Annotated in this window: 12 protein-coding genes; 8 read left to right on the top strand and 4 right to left on the bottom strand. The window is 63.9% G+C overall.

Annotated features, from left to right (window positions below):
• Positions 1–45: 45 nt before the first annotated feature.
• The 7 genes from AC07XM_RS22255 to yccS all read left to right on the top strand — a co-directional run bounded on the left by AC07XM_RS22255 (position 46) and on the right by yccS (position 11,223).
• Positions 46–1,848: an acyl-CoA dehydrogenase gene (locus tag AC07XM_RS22255; protein WP_102689721.1), complete on the top strand. Its 1,803-nt coding sequence runs from the start codon at positions 46–48 to the stop codon at positions 1,846–1,848.
• Positions 1,849–1,880: 32 nt separating this feature from the next.
• The gene (locus AC07XM_RS22250) at positions 1,881–3,323 is read left to right on the top strand and encodes a TldD/PmbA family protein (protein ID WP_102689720.1); all 1,443 of its coding nucleotides are present in this window, start codon (positions 1,881–1,883) and stop codon (positions 3,321–3,323) included.
• Entirely contained in the window at positions 3,323–4,642 is a 1,320-nt protein-coding gene (locus AC07XM_RS22245) for a TldD/PmbA family protein (RefSeq protein ID WP_095116425.1), read from the top strand. Before AC07XM_RS22250 ends, AC07XM_RS22245 begins: the two co-directional genes overlap by 1 nt.
• Before the next feature lie 129 nt (positions 4,643–4,771).
• Complete coding sequence (gene mdtD / locus AC07XM_RS22240; protein ID WP_016489500.1) at positions 4,772–6,199, top strand: multidrug transporter subunit MdtD; 1,428 nt, start codon at positions 4,772–4,774, stop codon at positions 6,197–6,199.
• A gap of 113 nt (positions 6,200–6,312) precedes the next feature.
• Positions 6,313–7,650: an ATP-dependent RNA helicase DbpA gene (gene dbpA / locus AC07XM_RS22235; protein WP_231995348.1), complete on the top strand. Its 1,338-nt coding sequence runs from the start codon at positions 6,313–6,315 to the stop codon at positions 7,648–7,650.
• A 79-nt stretch (positions 7,651–7,729) separates the two neighbouring features.
• The gene (locus tag AC07XM_RS22230) at positions 7,730–8,911 is read left to right on the top strand and encodes a BaiN/RdsA family NAD(P)/FAD-dependent oxidoreductase (RefSeq protein WP_016489502.1); all 1,182 of its coding nucleotides are present in this window, start codon (positions 7,730–7,732) and stop codon (positions 8,909–8,911) included.
• 128 nt (positions 8,912–9,039) lie between these two features.
• Positions 9,040–11,223 carry a YccS family putative transporter gene (gene yccS / locus AC07XM_RS22225; protein ID WP_102689719.1) on the top strand — a complete coding sequence of 728 codons (2,184 nt, stop codon included), beginning with the start codon at positions 9,040–9,042 and terminating at the stop codon, positions 11,221–11,223.
• Positions 11,224–11,334: 111 nt separating this feature from the next.
• On the opposite strand, the gene AC07XM_RS22220 is transcribed toward yccS, so the two are convergent.
• Complete coding sequence (locus tag AC07XM_RS22220; protein WP_016489504.1) at positions 11,335–12,072, bottom strand: substrate-binding periplasmic protein; 738 nt, start codon at positions 12,070–12,072, stop codon at positions 11,335–11,337.
• Between the two features lie 155 nt (positions 12,073–12,227).
• On the opposite strand from AC07XM_RS22220, the gene AC07XM_RS22215 reads away from it, so the two are divergent.
• Complete coding sequence (locus tag AC07XM_RS22215) at positions 12,228–12,680, top strand: GNAT family N-acetyltransferase (RefSeq protein WP_024717355.1); 453 nt, start codon at positions 12,228–12,230, stop codon at positions 12,678–12,680.
• A 132-nt stretch (positions 12,681–12,812) separates the two neighbouring features.
• Here the strand turns inward: AC07XM_RS22215 and AC07XM_RS22210 are convergent, their stop codons facing one another.
• Genes AC07XM_RS22210 through AC07XM_RS22200 form a run of 3 tightly spaced genes read right to left on the bottom strand, consistent with a single transcriptional unit; the run spans position 12,813 to position 15,794 of the window.
• A complete protein-coding gene (locus tag AC07XM_RS22210; protein WP_016489506.1) occupies positions 12,813–13,109 on the bottom strand; it encodes a winged helix-turn-helix domain-containing protein in 297 nt (98 codons plus the stop codon).
• 12 nt (positions 13,110–13,121) lie between these two features.
• Entirely contained in the window at positions 13,122–13,622 is a 501-nt protein-coding gene (locus AC07XM_RS22205; RefSeq protein WP_024717354.1) for a M48 metallopeptidase family protein, read from the bottom strand.
• Positions 13,623–13,661: 39 nt separating this feature from the next.
• Positions 13,662–15,794, bottom strand: coding sequence for a putative bifunctional diguanylate cyclase/phosphodiesterase (locus AC07XM_RS22200; protein ID WP_016489508.1), 2,133 nt, complete (start codon positions 15,792–15,794; stop codon positions 13,662–13,664).
• Positions 15,795–15,823: the final 29 nt, after the last annotated feature.

Here is a 15,823-nt window from a genome sequence, read left to right as displayed (position 1 = left end):
CCCCGATTCCCTACACTCGCAGCATCCCGCCTCAGGACCGCCCCCATGCCCGAGACCCTGCTCAGCCCCCGCAACCTGGCCTTTGAGCTCTACGAAGTGCTCGACGCCCAAGCCCTCACCCAGCGCCCGCGCTTTGCCGAGCACAGCCGCGAAACCTTCGACGCGGCGCTGACCACCGCGCGCACCATCGCCGAAAAGTACTTCGCCCCGCACAACCGCAAGGCCGACGAGAACGAACCGCGCTACGTGGACGGCCGCGCGGAACTGATCCCCGAGGTCAAGCCTGCCGTCGATGCCTTCCTCAAGGCCGGCTTCCTCAACGCCAATCGCGACTTCGAGGTCGGCGGCATGCAACTGCCCAGCCTGGTCTCGCAGGCCTGCTTCGCTCACTTCCAGGCTGCCAACGCCGGGACCACGGCCTACCCGTTCCTGACCATGGGCGCAGCCAACCTGATCGAAAGTTTCGGCACAGAGGAACAGAAGCGTCTGTTCCTGCAGCCAATGATCGAGGGCCGCTACTTCGGCACCATGGCGCTGACCGAGCCCCACGCTGGCTCGTCTCTGGCCGACATCCGCACCCGTGCCGAACCTGCGGGCGACGGCAGCTACCGGCTCAAGGGCAACAAAATCTTCATCTCCGGTGGCGACCACGAACTGTCGGAAAACATCGTGCACATGGTGCTGGCAAAGCTGCCGGACGCACCGCCCGGGGTGAAAGGCATCTCGCTGTTCATCGTGCCCAAGTACAACGTCAACCCCGACGGCAGCCGTGGCCCGCGCAACGACGTGCTGCTGGCCGGGCTGTTCCACAAGATGGGCTGGCGCGGTACCACCTCCACCGCGCTGAACTTCGGCGACAACGACCAGTGCGTCGGCTACCTGGTCGGCCAGCCGCACCAAGGCCTGGCCTGCATGTTCCAGATGATGAACGAGGCGCGTATCGGCGTTGGCATGGGCGCGGTGATGCTCGGATACGCCGGCTACCTGTATTCGCTGGAATATGCCCGCCAACGCCCGCAAGGCCGGCTGCCGGACAACAAAGACCCGCTCAGCCCGGCGGTGCCGATCATCGCGCACACCGATGTGAAACGTATGCTGCTGGCACAGAAGGCGTACGTGGAAGGCGCCTTCGACCTGGGCCTTTACGCCGCGCGCCTGTTCGACGATACCCACACCGCCGATGACGAAACGTCCCGCACACAAGCGCAGGCGCTGCTCGACCTGCTGACCCCGATCGTCAAGTCGTGGCCCTCGACGTTCTGCCTCAAGGCCAACGAACTGGCCATCCAGATTCTCGGCGGCCACGGCTACACCCGCGAATACCCAGTGGAGCAGTACTACCGCGATAACCGCCTGAACCCGATTCACGAGGGTACCGAGGGCATCCAGTCTCTCGACTTGCTTGGGCGCAAACTGGCCCAGAACAATGGTGCCGGGCTCAAGCAACTCATTCGGCTTATGGCAGCAACTGGCGAGCGCGCCAGCCACAACCCAAACCTTGACCCCCTGCGCCAGCCGCTGGAGCAATTGGTCAACCGCCTGCAAAGCGTAACCTTGGTACTGCTCGGCGATCTGGCCAAAGGCAAAGTCGCTGACACCTTGGCCAATTCGGCCCTGTACCTCAAAGCCTTCGGTCACTGCGTGATCGGCTGGCGCTGGCTGGAGCAGGCGATTCACGCAGAGCTCGGCATGCTCAAAGGCAATACCGCCGACCGCGACTTCTATCAGGGCAAGCTGCAGGCCGCGCGTTATTTCCTGACCTGGGAAGTACCGGGCTGCCATAATGAGCTGGCATTGCTAGAGGCGCGCGACAACACTTGCCTCACCATGCAGGACGAGTGGTTCTAAGGGGGAGCCACCGTGTACACGGAGGCTTTTGCATGTTCGATTCCAGCGCCCTGCTGCGCCAGCGCTTTGCCGCGCTGCGCAGTACGGCCGAGTTGTTTTCCCTGCGCCATGTGAAACAGTCGCACCAGGCGCTGTCGGTTCGCCGCAATGTTGCCGAACCGCCGTTCTTCAGCCAGGACGAAGGCGCCATGCTCACCGCGCGGGTCAATGGCGTGGAGGCCTATGCGGCCACCGCCGACCTCTCCCAGGCTGGCCTGCAACGCGCATTGGAACAAGCCGAGGCGCTGGCCCGGCAGATTGCCCGACACAGCCTGCTGGACCTGCGCAACCAGCCGGTGACCAGCGCACGCCACGACCATATCTCGCCCAACTTCGACCAGCCCGTCCCCTCCCTCGCCGACTGCCTTGGCCTGCTCGCCGCCGAATCGGCCAGCGTGCCCAAAGACAGCCGTCTGGTGGACTGGCAGGCCAGTCTGGGCCTGAGCCTGGTGGAGCAAACCTACCTGAACTCCGCGGGCGCCGAACTGCGCCACGCACAGCGTTTCCTGTTCCCGGGGCTGGGCGTAACCGCCAGCGATGGCCAGGACAGCCAGAGCCGCAGCCTGGGCCGCGACAACTTCGGCCAGCAGGGCGGTTTCGAAATCATCGAGCGCTGCGGGCTGGTCGGCGCCGCCCGGCGGGTGGCCGACGAGGCACTGCAACTGCTGCTGGCCCCCAACACCCCCAGCGGCCCGCGCGACCTGCTGCTGATGCCCGACCAGATGATGCTGCAGATCCACGAGTCCATCGGCCACCCGCTGGAAATGGACCGCATCCTTGGCGACGAGCGCAACTACGCGGGCACCAGCTTCGTCAAAGCCAGCGACTTCGGCCACCTGCAGTACGGCTCCCGTCTGTTGAACGTGACCTTCGACCCGACCATCGGCGAAGAACTGGCCAGCTACAGCTTTGATGATGACGGCACCCCGGCCAGCAAGCAGTTCCTGATCCGCGACGGCTTGCTGCTGCGCCCACTGGGCGGCGCGCTGTCGCAGTTCCGCTCAGGCCTGGACGGCGTGGCCAACAGCCGCGCCTGTGGCTGGAACCGTGCGCCGATCGACCGTATGGCCAACCTCAACATCGAGCCGGGTGACCAGAGCCTGCACCAGCTGATCCAGGGCATCGAGCACGGCATCCTGATGCGTACCAACCGCTCCTGGTCCATCGACGATGCGCGCAACAAGTTCCAGTTTGGCTGTGAATGGGGCCAGTTGATTGAAAACGGCGAGCTCAAAGGCATCGTCAAAAACCCCAACTACCGTGGCATCTCCGCGCAGTTCTGGCGCAACCTGTCGGCCGTCGGCGACCGCAGTACCTTCCAGGTGCTGGGCACGCCCAACTGCGGCAAGGGCGAACCCAACCAGGTGGTGCGGGTCGGCCACGCATCGCCGGCCTGTGTGTTCCGCCAGATCGATGTATTCGGAGGAGACGCCTGATGAAGCATGCTTTCGAAACCCTGGTTGCGGATGTGCGCGCCGCCCTGCAAGCAGGCGAGCAGTTCACCCTCGGCTACAGCGCAGAACAGTCGCAATTCGTGCGCTTCAATCACGCCAAGGTTCGCCAGGCCGGTGAAGTGAGCCAGGCCAGCGCGCAGCTGCGGCTGGTGCGCGATGGGCGCCAGGCGGAACAGCAGGTGACCTTGAGTGGCGACGTGCAACTGGATCGCCAGCGCCTGAGCGATGCGCTTGAGCAGCTGCGCCAGACCTTGCCGCTGCTGGCCCTCGACCCTTACCTGCGCCTGGACGAAAGCGCCTGGCACAGCCACAGCCAGCAGGAACACCCCCTGCCCGCACTGGACGAAGTACTGGCCCTGCTCGACCGTGAAGCTGGCGACCTGGACCTGGTCGGCATCTACGCCGCCGGCCCGATCTGCCGGGGCTTTGCCAGTTCCTTCGGGGCCTTCGGCTGGCACCAGGCCAACAGCTTCAACTTTGACTGGAGCCTGTTCCACGAAAACGGCCAGGCGGTGAAGGCCAACTGTGCCGGCCAGCTGTGGAGCGCCGACGACTTCATCGCACGCTTGCGCCAGGCACGTGAACAACTGGGCTTCCTAGGTCGCCCGGCGGTCACCCTCAAGCCCGGCAGCTACCGCGCCTACCTGGCGCCTGCGGCCATGGACGAAATTGCCGGCATGCTGTGCTGGGGCGGGTTTTCCGCGCAGGCCCTCGCCACCGGCAACAGCGCCTTGCAGCGCCTGTACAACGGCGATGCACGGTTAAGCCCGCTGGTGAGCTTCACCGAACAGGTCAGCGGCTCGCTGAGCCCGGCGTTTTCCGATGAAGGAGCGCCACGCCTGGATGTGCCGTTGATCCAGCAAGGCGCAGCGCTGCAACGCTTGGTCAGTGCGCGCAGTGCGGCCGAGTTCGAACTGCAGGCCAACGGTGCCGACAGCTACGAGTCGCCCTGCGCGCTCAGCCTGGCGCCTGGCAACCTGGCCAGCGAACAGATCCTTGAGCGGCTAGGCACCGGGCTGTACATCAGCAACCTGTGGTACCTGAACTACTCTGACCTGCCGGCAGCGCGGATGACCGGGCTGACCCGCTTCGCGACCTTCTGGGTGGAAAACGGGCAGATCCAGGGGCCGGTGAGCACCATGCGCTTCGATGACAGCCTGTACAGCCTGCTGGGTAGCCAGCTGGAGGACCTGACCCGGGAGCGCGAGATGATCTTGTCGACCAGCACCTATGGGCAGCGCAGCACCGGGTCGAGTCATTTACCCGGGGCACTGGTCAAAGGCCTGACCCTGACATTGTGATTGGCATTACCGACCCTTTCGCGGGGCAAGCCCGCTTCCACAGAGATCTCACCACATCAGAGGGCAGTGGAGATCTTGTGGGAGCGGGCTTGCCCCGCGAAGAGGCCGGCACAGACAAAAGAGGACGTCATGCCTGAGCGCACCCCGCTGGACCCCGTCACCGCCCGCTGGATCCCCTGGGTGGTAGCCATCGCTTTCTTCATGCAATCCCTGGACGGCACCATCCTCAACACTGCGCTGCCGGCCATGGCCCGTTCACTCGCTGAAGACCCGCTGCGCATGCAGGGTGTGATCATCGCCTACATGCTCACGGTGGCCCTGCTGATCCCCGCCTCGGGCTGGATTGCAGACCGCTTTGGCACCAAGCGCATCTTCTTCAGCGCCATCTTGCTGTTCAGCTTCGGCTCGCTGCTGTGCGCCGCCGCCAACAGCCTCGGTTTTCTGATCTTCGCCCGCGTCGTGCAGGGCCTGGGCGGTGCGCTGATGCTGCCGGTCGGGCGGCTGGTGGTGCTACGCGCCTACCCGCGCAGCGAGCTGGTGCGGATCATGAGCTTCATCACCATCCCAGGCCTGCTCGGGCCATTGCTAGGGCCAACCGTCGGCGGCTGGCTGGTGGAAATCCTCAGCTGGCACTGGATCTTCCTGCTCAACCTGCCAGTAGGGCTGATCGGCTGCATTGCCGTGTGGAAGTTCATCCCGGACCTGCGCGGCGCGGAGCGAACCTCGTTCGACGGCCCTGGATTCCTGCTGTTTGGCGCAGCCATGGTACTCATCACCATCGCCATGGAAGGCCTGGGCGAATTGCACCTGCCGCACCTGCGGGTGATGTTGTTGCTGTTCGCCGGCATGGCCTGCCTGGCCGCCTACTGGCTGCGTGCCGGGCGCGACCCCGAGCCGCTGTTCTCGCCCAGCCTGTTCCGCGTGCGCACCTTCGCCATCGGGATCCTCGGCAACCTGTTCGCTCGCCTGGGTAGCGGCGCCCTGCCGTTCCTCGTGCCGTTGCTGCTGCAGGTGGCGCTGGGGTACTCGCCGGCGCAGGCCGGCATGAGCATGATCCCGCTGGCAGCGGCGGCCATGCTGGCCAAGTCGATTGCCCGGCCGCTGATCGAACGGTTCGGTTATCGCATCATTCTCACTGGCAACACGTTGCTGCTGGGGGTGCTGCTGGCAAGCCTGGGGCTGGTGGACGAGCAGACGCCCTATTGGCTGCTGCTGGTCCAACTTGGCCTTCTGGGCGCGGTGAACTCCATGCAGTTCACCGCGATGAACACGGTTACCCTGATCGACCTCGACGACGCCAGCGCCAGCAGTGGCAACAGCCTGCTGTCAGTAGTCGCACAGTTGGCGCTGAGCTTGGGCGTAGCCTGTGCCGGCGCCCTGCTGGGCGGCTTTACCGCAGCGGGCAGTGCCGAAGGCGTGGAGACCACCCTCGGCGCCTTCCAGCTGACGTTTGTCACCATTGGCATAATGGCGATGCTGGCGGCAGCGATCTTCCTGCAACTGGCGCCGACGGACGGAAGGCGTGCCCGTCGTCCGGAACAACACATGGAACCGTAGGGCGAATGGCCACGAGGCTGGTAGACTGTGCGGCATTTTTTCGCTTCGCAACGCAGGCCCGCCTCGTGACCACCGAATCCACCGCCTTTGCCACTTTGCCGTTGTCCGCCGCCATGCTGGCGAACCTGGACGCCCTCGGCTATGCCTCGATGACGCCGATCCAGGCCCAGAGCCTGCCCGTCATCCTCAAGGGTCAGGACCTGATCGCCCAGGCCAAGACCGGCAGCGGCAAGACCGCCGCCTTCGGCATCGGCCTGCTCAACCCGATCAACCCGCGCTACTTCGGCTGCCAGGCGCTGGTGCTGTGCCCTACCCGCGAGCTCGCCGACCAGGTGGCCAAAGAGCTGCGCCGCCTGGCCCGCGCCGAGGACAACATCAAGATCCTGACCCTGTGCGGTGGCGTTTCGCTGGGCCCGCAGATCGCTTCGCTGGAGCACGGTGCGCACATCATCGTCGGCACCCCGGGGCGCATCCAGCAGCACCTGGACAAAGGCACCCTGGTGCTCGACGGCCTGAACACGCTGGTGCTGGACGAAGCCGACCGCATGCTCGACATGGGTTTCTTCGACGCCATCGCCAGCATCATCGGCAAGACCCCATCGCGCCGCCAGACCCTGCTGTTCTCGGCCACCTACCCGTCCGGCATCAAGCAGCTGGCCGCCGACTTCATGCGCAACCCGCAACAGGTCAAGGTCGAGAGCCTGCACACCGACAACCAGATCGAACAGAGCTTCATCGAGATCGACCCACAGCACCGCCTTGAAGCCGTCACCCGTGTGCTCGGCCACTACCGCCCGCAATCCTGCGTGGCGTTCTGCTTCACCAAGCAGCAGTGCGAGGACGTGGTTGCCCACCTGACGGCCAAGGGCATCGTCGCCCAAGCCTTGCACGGTGACCTGGAGCAGCGCGACCGTGACCAGGTACTGGCCATGTTCGCCAACCGCAGCAGCTCGGTGCTGGTGGCCACCGACGTGGCCGCACGCGGCCTGGACATCGATGGCCTGGACATGGTCATTAACGTGGAACTGGCGCGTGATGCGGAAATCCACGTGCACCGCGTGGGCCGTACAGGCCGTGCCGGCGAGAAAGGTGTTGCGGTCAGCTTGGTGGCGCCAGCCGAAGGCCACCGTGCCCAGGCCATCGAAGACCTGCAGAAAAGCCCGCTGCGCTGGGACTCGCTGGACAGCTTGAAGAACAAGGGCGGTGAACCGCTGCTGCCCGTGATGACCACGCTGTGCATTGCCGCAGGCCGCAAGGACAAACTGCGCCCTGGGGATATTCTTGGTGCGCTGACCGGTGATGCCGGCATCCCGGGCAAGCAGGTGGGCAAGATTGCCATCTTCGACTTCCAGGCGTTTGTTGCCGTCGAGCGCGCCCTGGCCAAGCAGGCCATGCAGCGGCTGAACAGCGGCAAGATCAAGGGCCGCGCCCTGAAAGTCCGTATTCTCTAAAATTCGGCAAGGTCCCTGTGGGCGCTCCGATTAACCCGCTTCCACAGGGTTCAGCATTTCAAATCTGAAGGTTCATACCGTGCACTCCACCGACGTGATCATCCTCGGCGCCGGCGCCGCAGGCCTGATGTGCGCCCAGCTCAGCGCCCGCCGTGGCCGCCGGGTGCTGCTGCTCGACCACGCCAACAAGCCCGGCAAAAAAATTCTCATGTCCGGCGGCGGCCGCTGCAATTTCACCAACATGTACACCGAGCCAGCCAACTTTCTGTCGCACAACGCGCACTTCTGCAAGTCGGCCCTGGCCCGCTACACCCAGTGGGACTTCATCGAACTGGTGTGCAAGCATGGCGTTGCGTATCACGAGAAGAAACTCGGCCAGCTGTTCTGCGACAACAAGGCCAGCGACATCCTCGACATGCTGCTGGCCGAATGCGACGAGGCCGGCGCCGAGATCCGCATGCACACCAGCATCGAACACATCGAGAAGACCGAAAGCGGCTACCTGCTGCAGACCAGCGGCGGCCAGTTCGCCTGCCAGTCACTGGTGATCGCCACCGGCGGCCTGTCGATCCCGACCCTGGGCGCCACCGGCTTCGGCTACCAGGTGGCGCGCCAGTTTGGCCACACCCTGCTGCCAACCCGCGCCGGGCTGGTGCCGTTCACCATCACCGAGCCCCAACTCAAGGCACTGTGCACCGAGTTGTCCGGCACCTCGCTGGACTGCACCGCCAGCTGCAACGGCACCAGCTTCCGCGAGAACCTGCTGTTCACCCACCGCGGGCTGAGCGGCCCGGCGATCTTGCAGATTTCGTCGTTCTGGGAAGCCGGTGACACGGTCGAGATCAACCTGCTGCCGGACCGCGATGCGCTGACCTGGCTGCAACAGATGCAGGCCGAACGTGCCAATGCCGAGCTGAAGACCGTGCTGGGCGAGGTATTCACCCGCAAGCTGGCCAACCTGCTGGCCGAGCAATGGTTCGAGTCCAGGCCGATGAAGCAGTACACCCCTGCGGAACTGGCACAGATCGCCGAAAAACTGGCGAACTGGCAAGTGGTGCCGGCCGGCACCGAAGGCTACCGCACCGCCGAAGTGACCCTGGGCGGCGTGGATACCCGCGAGGTGTCGTCCAAGACCATGGAATCGCTGAAAAGCCCCGGGCTGTATTTCATCGGGGAAGTGCTGGATGTCACTGGCCACCTGGGTGGCTTCAACTTCCAGTGGGCGTGGGCGTCGGCCAACGCCGCAGCGCAGTTCGTGTAGAGTAGAATCCATTCAGCAGCACGGAACGCTTCTTGCTGGCCCGTGCTTGGAGCCGTTACTGGGGCCGCTGCGCGCCCCAATAACCGGCCCTGAAAGGTATTCTTCTGATCACTGCCTAGCAGGCCATCATGTCATCGAGCTCGTTCCGTCAGTCACTGCGTCGCCTGTGGGGCCAAGACAAGTTCAGCTACAGCATCCGGGTCACCATCGCCCTCACCGGCAGCCTGGCCCTGTGCTGGTACCAGAACGAGATGGCCCTGCTGATTCCGCTGTTCCTCGGCATTATCGCCAGCGCCCTGGCCGAAACCGACGATAGCTGGCAGGGCCGCCTCAGCGCCCTGGCCGTTACATTGGTGTGTTTCGCCATCGCTGCACTGGCGGTCGAGTTGCTGTTCCCCTACCCCTGGATCTTTGCCGTCGCCCTGGCCTTGGCGGCGTTTGGCCTGACCATGCTCGGCGCCTTGGGCGAGCGCTATGGTGCGATTGCCTCGGCGACACTGATCACGGCGGTTTACACCATGATCGGGGTGGACCAGCGCGGTGGCCAAGTCACGGACTTCTGGCACGAACCGCTGCTGCTGGTGGCTGGGGCGGCCTGGTACGGGCTGCTTTCGGTACTGTGGCAGGCACTGTTTTCCAACCAGCCTGTGCAGCAGAGCCTGGCCAAGCTGTTCTTCGAACTGGGCAGTTACCTCAAGCTCAAGGCCAGCCTGTTCGAGCCCATCCGCACCCTCGACGTCGAGGCCAGGCGCCTGGAGCTGGCCCAGCAGAACGGCAAGGTGGTGGCAGCGCTCAACGCAGCCAAGGAGATCATCCTGCACCGGGTGGGCAACAGCCAGCCAAACTCCAAGGTCAGCCGCTACCTCAAGCTGTACTTCCTGGCCCAGGACATTCACGAGCGGGTCAGTGCCTCGCACTACCCCTACAACGGCCTGACCGAGGCGTTTTTCCACAGCGACGTGATGTTCCGCTGCCAGCGCCTGCTGCGTAAACAAGGCTCGTCCTGCCAGGAGCTGGCCCGCTCGATCCGCCTGCGCCAGCCGTTTGTGCTGGCCAGTGGTTACCCAGAAGCCCTCGAAGACCTCAACGCTTCGCTGGAGCACCTGCGCCTCCAGAACAACCCGGCCTGGCGCAGCCTTTTGCGCTCGCTGCGGGCGCTGGCCGCCAACCTGGCAACACTGGACCGCCTGCTGAGCGCCGCCAGCAACCCGGACAGCCTGGCCGATGCCAGCGACAGCAGCCTGCTCGACCGCTCGCCTCGCTCGCTGAAAGACGTATGGACACGCCTGCGCACCCAGCTCACGCCGACCTCGCTGTTGTTCCGCCATGCCCTGCGCCTGCCGCTGGCGCTGTCGATCGGCTACGGCATGGTGCACCTGATTCACCCGACCCAGGGCTACTGGATCATCCTGACCACGCTGTTCGTGTGCCAGCCAAACTACGGGGCAACCCGGCGCAAACTGGTGCAGCGAATTTTCGGCACCGCCGTCGGCCTGACAGTGGGCTGGGCCTTGTTCGACCTGTTCCCCAACCCGGTCATCCAGTCTTTGTTCGCCGTGGTCGCCGGGGTGGTGTTCTTCGTCAACCGCACCACCCGCTACACCTTGGCCACGGCCGCGATCACCTTGATGGTGCTGTTCTGCTTCAATCAGATCGGCGATGGCTATGGGCTGTTCCTGCCACGCTTGTTCGATACCCTGGTGGGCAGCCTGATCGCCATTCTGGCGGTGTTCCTGTTCCTGCCTGACTGGCAAGGACGACGGTTGAACAAGGCACTGGCCAATACCCTGGCCTGCGCCAGCGTGTACCTGCGCCAGATCATGCAGCAGTATGCCCATGGCAAGCGGGACGACCTGGCCTACCGCCTGGCCCGGCGCAATGCCCATAACGCCGACGCGGCGCTGTCCACTACCCTGGCCAACATGCTGATGGAGCCAGGGCATTTCCGAAAGGAGGCCGACGTTGGCTTCCGCTTCCTGGTGTTGTCGCACACCTTGCTCAGCTACCTCTCGGGGTTGGGCGCGCACCGCGACACGGCCTTGCCGGCAGAGGTGCAGGAGCAGTTGATCGAGGGCGCCGGGCAAAGCCTGGCCAGCAGCCTGGACGAGATTGCCAACGGCCTGGCCGCGCGGTTACCGGTGGCCATTCACAGCGATGCTGAAGAGGCGCTGGCCAATGCACTGGAGCAGATGCCTGAAGAGCTGGATGAACATCAGCGGTTGGTGCAGACACAGTTGGCGTTGATTTGCCGACTGTTGGGGCCGTTGCGGACCTTGGCGGCACACCTGATCAAGGAAGGTGCTCCGGCCTGATTTTAGGGTGCCTGTGATTGCCTCTTCGCGGGTAAACCCGCTCCCACAGGGACTTCACAGGGCTTGAGACATATGGAGTGCCCGCGAAGAGGCCGGCACAGGCGATACAGATCAGAAGCCATGCTGGCGCATTAGCCGGGCATAGCTGCCATCGGCCTTCATCGCCGCAATCGCCTGCTCGAAGCGCTCGACGATGCGCTTATGTTCCGGGTGCTTCAGGCTCACCAGAATATGCAGGGTGTTCTCCCCTAGCGGCGGCTCGACCAGCATCACCCCATCACGCACTTCCTGCGGCTCACGCTGCAGGTTGTAGCGGGCCACATACTCGTCTTCCACCGCCAGGTTCACCCGCCCTGCCGCCAGCATTCGCACCGCCGATGAAAAGTTGCGCACCGGCACCTTGTGCAGACGGGTATCGCCGTCAAATTCCGGCGAGTAGGCGTAATCACGCACCACGGCGATGCTGTAGGCGTACAAATCCGACTGGCGCTTGTAGTGGAATGTCTCACCCTTGCGTTGCAACAGATGAATACGGTTAGTCAGGTAAGCGTTGGAAAACTGCCCGATGTTGGCGCGTGAGTCGTTGTACCAGGCATTGATCAGTACGTCGTAGCGCCCCTCACCTACCCCCAGCAGCGCCCGCGCCCAGGGCGCCTCTTCATAGCCGCTGGTGTAGCCGGCACGGGCCAGCGCCGTGGTGACGATGCTGGTCGCCAGGCCGCCGCCCGGCATATTGGCATCAGTAAACGGTGGCCAGCTATCAGCCACCAGGCGCAGCTTGCCGTGACCCGGTGCGGGGGTTGCCAGCATCATTGCCAGTAACCCCAGAACACAAAGCAGTGGCCGCATGCTCACGTCCTTTCGTTATGGAGGGCACACACTGCCGACGAGATTACACAAAGCTGCCGCCGAGGGCAGCCGCCAATAGTGTCATTTAGCCTCTATTTTGGCCGAAGGGCATAGACCATGCGATGATCGAAGGCCCACTCAAGGAGTTCGCGCCAATGTCCGTCGACTGGCTCTGCAAGCACCACACCGACCTCGGCAAAGACCAGCTGTACGCCATTCTGCAATTGCGCACGGAAGTGCTCGTGGTGGAGCAGCGCTGCGCCTATCAGGAAGTCGATGGCCAGGACCTTACGGACGATACCCTGCACCTCATGGCCTGGCAGGATGACAAGCTGGTGGCGTACCTGCGCCTGCTCGATCCGCAGTCCCAAGGCGGGGATGTGGTGATCGGGCGAGTGGTGACTTCACCTGCGGCACGCGAGTCAGGTCTTGAAGAACAGCTGCTGCTCAAAGGGCTAGAGGCAGCGGAGCATTGCTGGCCGGGGGTGCCGGTCTACCTGTCGGCGCAGACGCATTTGCAGGCGTTTTATGCCAGCCATGGGTTTGCGGTGGTGGGCGAGGAACATCTTGAAGATGACATCCCGCACATCGGGATGCGCAAAGGCTGACATTGCCAGGGGTGCTTTGCACCCCTTCCGTCGGCAAGCCAGCTCCCACAGGTTCCGCGCAGGCCTCAGAGACACGCCTTATCTGTGGGAGCTGGCTTGCCGGCGATGAGGCCAGTACAGACGCCAGAAATCTCAGGGGTAACCCAGCACTTCGCGGATCTGGCGCAAGTGGCGGATGATCCACTGCTTGTCGATCGCCCCCCAGTCATGAATGCGGTAATGCCCGGCGTGGTTGCGTGCACCTTCCAGCTGTTCGAACTCGCAGACGATGTCCAGGTCGGCCAGCGCGGCGATGGTGTCCTGGGCCGTGCGCCGTGGCATGCCGGTAGCCTCCATCAGGGCGGGCACGCTGGTCGCGGTCTGGCTGTCAATCAGCCAGGCGACGTACAGGCGACGGTAGAAGCTGCTCTTGGTCTTGCTCACTTCCATGCTGCGTGGTCCTTAGCAGTTGCCCGGCAGCTCCCGATAGGTCAGGTAGACGCGCAGGTCGAATTCCAGTTGGTGGTAGTCCGGCTCCATGTGCTGGCAGAGCTGGTAGAACGCCTTGTTGTGATCGCGCTCGCGCAGGTGCGCCAGTTCGTGCACCACGATCATGCGCAAGAACTGCGGCGCAGCCTCCTTGAATAGCGAGGCAATGCGGATTTCCTTCTTCGCCTTGAGCTTGCCGCCCTGCACCCGCGACACTGCCGTGTTCAGGCCCAAGGCCCGATGGGTCAGGTCGAGACGGTTGTCGAACAGCACCTTGTCGAGGTTCGGCGCACTGCGCAGGTAGTGCTGGCGCAGATCCTGGGCATAGCCATACAGCGCCTTGTCGCTTTGCACATCATGGCGGTCGGGGTAGCGGCGCTGCAGGTAGTCACCCAGGCGGTCGCTGTCGATCATCTGCCGCACCTGCTCTTGCAGGTGCGGAGGGTAGGCTTGCAGATAACGTAATACGGTCATGGCGCTGCATTCGGCGTAACGAATGCCGATTCTAGCCAATCATGGCCCAGGCCAGGAGAAAATTGCCGGAAAGCCGCTGGCATCCGCCGCGGTCATCGGGTGAGCCACCAGAAAACCCTGCACATACTCGCAACCATTGGCCTTCAGCCAGGCCGCCTGAGCCAGGGTTTCAACACCCTCGGCGATCACCGTGATGCCGTAGTCGGCGCACAGGCCGATCACACTGCGGACCAAGGCAGCATCCACCGCCGAATCAGGCAAGCGCGCCACCAGGTGGCGGTCGAGCTTCAAGGTGTCGATCGGCAAGTCACGCAGCATGCGCAACGAGCAGTCGCCTGCGCCAAAATCGTCCAGGGCCACACGTACCCCCAGCTCACGCAAGCGGTGTATCTGCTTGATAGCTGCATCAATGTTGTACATCAGCGAGGTTTCCGCGACTTCCACCTCCAGCTGCGCCGGGTCAAGCTGGTAAAGCTGGATCACCCGCTGCAACTCTTCGACCAGGCCGGGCATGACAAACTGCGCGCGGCTCAGGCTGATGCCGAGCACAAGGTCTGCCGGGAAGCGTTCGTACCAGGCCTGGCGCTGGGCCGCCCCCTGGCGGTAGATCCAGCTGGCCAGGCGGTTGATCAGGCGTGCTTCTTCCAGCAACGGAATGAACAGCCCCGGCGGTACGTCGCCCACGCTGGGATGCTGCCAGCGCAACAAGGCCTCGAAGCCACGCAGACGGCCATCAATGAAAGACACCTGCGGCTGATACACCAAGGTGAAATCCTGCTGCTCGATGGCGGTGCGCACACCGTCTTCCAGCATCAGCCGCGAGCGCGCCCGGCCGTTGAGCTCCTGGTCGTAGAAACGGTATTGCTGGCGCCCAGCCTGCTTGGCGGCGTACATCGCCGCATCGGCTGCGCGCAGCAGGCCTTCGACATTGGCTCCGCAGTCCGGGTAGGTGGCAATGCCGATGCTGACCCCAAGGCACACATCAAGCCCTTCGATCTGGTGGCTGATCGAAATCCGCTCAAGCAATTGCTCGGCATAGCGCCCGGCCTGTTCGGGATAGGGCAGGCTGTCGAAAAGCGCGGTGAATTCATCCCCTCCCATTCGTGCCAGCAGGGCCTGGCTGCCCAGGCAATCCTTCAGCTGCTCGCCCACCCAACGCAGCACACGGTCACCGGTGTCGTGGCCCAACGAGTCGTTGATGCGCTTGAAGCCATCCAGGTCCATGTACATCAATGCCTGCGCCTTGTCCGAGCGCTCGTTGCGCAGCAACGCACCTTCGGCAGCCTGGTAGAAACCACGGCGGTTGAGCAGGCCGGTCAGCGGGTCGGTGACGGCCTGATATTCCAGCTGCTGGTGCAGGTTGCGCACCACCGACATGTCCAGCACGGTGACAACCATGGCCTGCTGGTCCGCCGGCAACGGTGCGCAGGACAACGCCACCGGCACCAGTTCGCCATCGAGGGTACGCAACTGAGCATCATGCACGCGGAAAATACGCCGCCCCAGGTAGGCCTGGTAGAAGTCAGACTCCGCCCACAGGCTGGCACTGGCCAGTTGCACGAGGTCGAGCAGGTGTACCCCCTGAAAATGCTGCACCGGGGCCGCCAGCAAGCGCGAAATGGCCGGGTTGGCAAAACTGATCACGCCCTGGGCATCCACCACCAGAATGCCCTCGGCAGCGTTCTCCAGGACCGACGCATTGAACGCCCTGGCTGCCTCCAGCTCGCGGGTCAGGCGCTGCAGCATGCGCCGGTTGCGCTGCTGGTCGAGCAAGGCCTGGACCTTGGGCTTGAGAATTTGCGGGTCGAACGGTTTGAACATGTAGTCCACAGCGCCGCTGGCGTACCCTTTGAGTACGGCCGCTTCGGACTGTTCGTTGGCGGTGAGGAATATGATCGGTGTCAGCCGGGTGCGCTGGCTGCCACGCATAAGCCGGGCGACTTCGAAACCATCCATCTCCGGCATCTGTACATCCAGCAACACCAGGTCGACATCGTGTTCGAGCAACGCACTCAAGGCTTCCGTCCCCGAGCTTGCCGTCAACACCTGCCAATCCTGCCGGGCCAGCAACGCCCGCATGCTGATGAGGTTCTCGGGGTAGTCATCTACCACCAGAAGGACCGAGCTGCCATCCAGTGGCTGTGGTTGAACTTGAGCTTGAGCGCCATCCATGCTGCTTCTCTGTTATGTGACCGACTTCA

The sequence above is a fragment of the Pseudomonas sp. GW460-LB5 genome (assembly GCF_059423245.1).
Note: the sequence above shows the minus strand (reverse complement) of the source record. Positions and strands in the feature narration are given on the sequence as shown.